This window comes from Streptomyces sp. NPDC003248 (genome assembly GCF_055563235.1).
This window is the reverse complement of sequence record NZ_JBVHDT010000033.1, coordinates 1-4,795: the sequence shown is the minus strand read 5'-3', so window position 1 is coordinate 4,795 and position 4,795 is coordinate 1. Positions and strand designations below refer to the sequence as shown.

Genomic DNA, 4,795 nt, shown 5'->3' with positions numbered 1-4,795 from the left:
CGCGCGTCCGCGATCGCCCGCTTCAGGTACTCCCGCAGTTCCTTCTCGTCAGCCATCAGAATCCAACCGCTCCAAGGTCGTACGAACAGGTGAGGGGAAGTCGGGCCGGGGGGACGCCGGGTGGGGGCGAGTGCGCGGGGTGCCGCGCGGCGCGGGTGACACCCCGGGCGTCGTGGTGCCGTGCCCGGGGTGTGCTGGATCGGGTCCGCCGCGGGCGCGGGCTCACTCGCTCCCGTCGACGAGGGCGAAGAGCTCCTCGTCGCTCGCGGAGTCGAGATCGTCGTGGCGGCCCGCGCCGCCGGACAGCTCCAGGAGTTCCTGGAGCCGCTCGGCGATCCGCTGCCGCGCCGCCTCGTCGTCGGCGGCGGCGCGGATGCCCGCCTCCAGTCCGGCCAGGCCGGTCAGCACGGCCTCGGCCGGAGCGGTCTCCTCCGTGGCCAGCTGCCCGTCGAGGTACCGCGCCAGCGCGCCCACCGACGGATGGTCGAAGACCAGGGTGGTCGGCAGCCGCAGCCCGCAGGCGGCGTTCAGCTGGTTGCGCAGCTCCACCGCGCTCAGCGAGTCGAAGCCCAGCTCCTGGAAGGCCCGGCCCACCTCGATCCCGCCGGGGTCGGCGTGGCCGAGCACGCCGGCCACCAGTCCGCGCACCAGGTCCACCAGCACCCGCTCGCGTTCCGCGGCGGACAGGCCGGCGAGCCGCTCGGCGAGCGAGGTGCCGCCCGTCGTGTCCTGCGGCCGCTGCGCCGGCGGACGCACCAGGCCCCGCAGCATGGTGTGCGGCTCGGTGCCGCGGGCGCGCAGGCCCGCCGTGTCCAGCCGGGTCAGGGCGAGGACCGGTTCGCCGCTGGTGTGCGCGGCGTCGAACAGCACCATGGCGTCGTCGGAGGACAGTGCCCGCAGACCGGTCCGCGCGAGCCGCTTGAGGTCGACGTCGCCCAGGTCGCCGCTGATCGCGCTGGTCTCCTCCCACAGTCCCCAGGCCAGGGAGACGGCGGGCAGGCCGGCGGCCCTGCGGTGGGCGGCCAGCGCGTCGAGGAAGGTGTTGCCCGCCGCGTAGTTGGCCTGGCCGGGTGTGCCGAACAGTCCGGCGGCCGACGAGTAGAGGACGAAGGCGGTGAGGCCGAGGTCGTGGGTGAGCTGGTGCAGGTTCCACGCGGCGTCGACCTTCGGCCGCAGCACCCGGTCGAGCTGCCCGGCGGTCATCGCGGACAGCACGCCGTCCTCCAGGACGCCCGCCGTGTGGACGACGGCGGTCAGTGGACGGTCCGGCGGAATGGCGGCCAGCACCGTCGCCAACGCCTCCCGGTCCGCCACGTCGCAGGCGGCCGTCACGACCCGGGCGCCCAACTCCTCCAGCTCCCTGCCCAGTTCGGCGGCGCCCGGCGCGTCGGCGCCCCGGCGGCTGAGCAGCAGCAGGTCCCGGGCGCCGTGCCGGACGACGAGGTGCCGGGCCAGCAGGCCGCCGAGGGTGCCGGTGGCTCCGGTGAGCAGGACGGTGCCGCGGTCCCAGCGCGGGCCGGTGCCGTCCGTGGTCTCCCGCTCCGCGCCCTCCTCGCGCCGGGTGCGGGCCAGGCGCGGCGTCAGCAGTGTCCCGCCGCGTACGGCGATCTGCGGCTCGCCCGTGGCCACGGCCGCCCGCAGCAGGGCGGCGGCATCGTGCCCGGCCGTGTCCTGCCCGAGGTCCACGAGGACGATCCGACCGGGGTTCTCCGACTGGGCCGACCGCAGCAGCCCCCACACACCGGCGTGGACCAGGTCGGGGACGTCCTCCGCGCCGGCGGCGACCGCGCCGCGGGTCAGCACGACGAGCCGCGAGGCGGCGAACCGCTCGGCCGCCGACCAGGTCCGTACCGTCTCCAGTACGCCGTGCAGCGCGGCCCGCGCCGCCCCGGCCACGTCGGCGGGCTCCGCCGTCGCCACCGCGGGTGCGATCACCACGGACGGGACGGGTGCGCCGTCCGGTTCCACCGCCGCGGCGAGCGCGGCCAGGTCGGCGTACGCGTGGTCCGTGCCCGGCAGGACCCCGTCGGGGAACGCCCCGGCGTCCCCCACCACGGCCCAGTCACCGGCCCGGTCACCTGCCCAGTCACCGGCCCGGTCACCTGCCCAGTCACCGGCCCGGTCATCTGCCCGGTCCCCGGACCGGTCACCGGTCCGCTCGCCGGCCCCGGCCTGCGCCGGTTCCCAGGCCACGCGGAACCGGCCGTCCCGGACCGTGGCGCTCACCTGCGACAGTGCCTCCCTCGACACCGGCCGCAGCGACAGCGACTCGACCGAGGCGATCAGGGCACCGGCCTCGTCGACCGCGACGACGGAGATCTCCGAGGAGGCGGCGTCCGGGTCCGGTACCGGCAGCCGTACCCGCAACGACACGGCCCCCGGGCCGTGCACGCGGACGCCGGACCAGGCGAACGGCAGCTGTGCCTGGCCGCCCTCGCCGGCCACCCCGGGCAGCAGCGCGTGCAGGGCGGCGTCGAGCAGGGCCGGATGCAGGCCGTACTGCGCGGCCTCGGCGCGGCCGGCCTCCGGCAGCGCGACCTCGGCGTACACCTCGCCGTCGCCCCGCCAGGCGCGGCGCAGTCCCCGGAAGGCGGGACCGTACGCGTAGCCCTGGTCGGTCAGCCGCTCGTACACCCCGTCCAGGGGGATCTCGGTGGCCTCGGCGGGCGGCCACACCATGAGTCCGGCGGCGAGCGACGCGGGGGGCGGGGTGCCGTCCACGGCGAGGAGCCCCTCGGCGTGCAGCTCCCACGCCTGGTCGGTGTCGGGGGTGTCGGGGCGGGAGTGGACGGCGAGCGTGCGCCGGCCGTCGCCGTCGGGTGCGCCGACCCGGACCTGGATCTGGAGCCCGCCCGTCTCCGGCAGCACCAGAGGCGCGGCGAGGGTCAGCTCGTCCACCCGGTCGCATCCGGTCTCCCGGCCGGCCCGGGCGGCGAGTTCGAGCAGACCGGTGCCCGGTACGAGCACGGTGTCGAAGACGGTGTGGTCGGTGAGCCAGGGGTGGGTCCGGCGGGAGATCCGCCCGGTCAGCAGCACCTCCTCGCTCCCGGCCACCGGCACCGCCGCACCCAGGAGGGGATGCGCGGCACCGGTCAGCCCCAGACCGGCCGCGTCCCGGCCACCGGCCCGCTCCTCCAGCCAGTACCGCCTGCGCTGGAAGGCATACGTCGGCAGATCCACCCGCCCCGCACCCGGCAGCACCCGCGCCCAGTCCACCCGCCGCCCCCGCGCATGCAACCGGCCCAGCAGCACCGCCAACGACTCCAACTCCGACCGGTCCTTCCGCAACACCGGCACCACCAGACCGGGCTCACGCTCGACACCGGCCGACACCAGAGCACTCAGCACGGCGTCCGGGCCGATCTCGACGAAGTCCGCCGTGCCCTCCTCGTCCAGGCAGCGCACGGCGTCGTGGAACCATACGGCCTCCCGTAGCTGCCGCACCCAGTACCGCGGCGAGCACGCCTCCCGCTCCGACAGCACCTTCCCCGTCACCGTCGACACCAACGGAATACGCGGCGCCCGGAACGACAGCCCCGCCACCACCTGCTCGAACTCCTCCAGCACACCGTCCATGTGCGGGGAGTGGAAAGCGTGACTGACCTTCAGCCGGCGGGTCCGCCAACCGCGCTCGGCCCAGCGGCCCGCCAGTTCCTCGACGGCCTCGGCATCTCCGGAGACGACCACCGCGTCCGGGCCGTTGACCGCCGCCAATGACACCCGGCCCTCGATCCCGCCCAGATCATCCGCCACGGCCTCCGGCGCGGCCCGCACCGCCAGCATCGCACCACCCGACCGGGCCGCACCCATCAACCGGCCCCGCGCCACCACCAACCGCGCCGCGTCCTCCAACGACAACACACCCGCCACATGCGCCGCCGCCACCTCACCCACCGAATGCCCGGCGACGAAGTCCGGCACCACACCGAACCCCTCCAACAACCGGAACAACGCCACCTCCAACGCGAACAACGCCGGCTGCGTGAACTCCGTACGCCCCAGCACACCCTCCATCTCTTCGAACACCACCTCCTTCAACGGCCGCGCCAACCCCGCGTCCACCTGGCCGCACACCTCGTCGAACACTGCCGCGAAGTCCGGCACCGCCCCGTACAACTCCCGCCCCATCCCCACCCGCTGCGCCCCCTGCCCCGTGAACAGGAAGGCAAGCCGTCCCGCACGCGACCGCTCCTGCACCCGTACCGAGCCGTCCGTGCCGCCCGACGCCAGCGTCTTCAGGCCCCGTACGAGGTCGGCGCGGTCCGAGCCGACCACGATCCCGGCGACGTCCAGGACCGCCCGGCCGGACGCGAGCGACCGGGCCACGTCGCGGACGTCGAGCCCGGGGTCGGTCTCCACGGCCGCCAGCAGCCGGGCCGCCTGCCCCCGCAGCCCCTCGGCCGAGCGCCCGGTCAGCACCCACGGCGCCACCGGCAGGCCGCCCGGCACCGCGGCGGCCGACGTCTCCGGCCCCTGCTCCTCCGGCTGCTCCGGCTCCACCGGCTCCTCAGCGGGCGGCTCTTCGATGATCACGTGAGCGTTGGTGCCGCCGATCCCGAAGGAGGAGACGCCCGCGCGGCGAGGCCGCTCGGGCGTCACCGGCCAGGGCTTGGGCTCGGTGAGGAGCTCCACCGCGCCGGAGTCCCAGTCGACTTGGGGTGTCGGGGCGTCCACGTGCAGCGTCTTCGGCAGCACTTCGTGCCGCATCGCCTGGATCATCTTGATGACACCGCCGACGCCCGCGGCGGCCTGACTGTGCCCGATGTTCGACTTCAGCGACCCCAGATACAGCGGA

1 protein-coding gene is annotated in these 4,795 nt (G+C 75.4%); it reads right to left on the bottom strand.

Annotated features, from left to right (window positions below):
- Positions 1 to 222: 222 nt before the first annotated feature.
- A partial coding sequence (locus ACZ3KJ_RS35245; protein WP_467533028.1) for a type I polyketide synthase occupies positions 223 to 4,795 on the bottom strand: 4,573 nt, incomplete at its 5' end.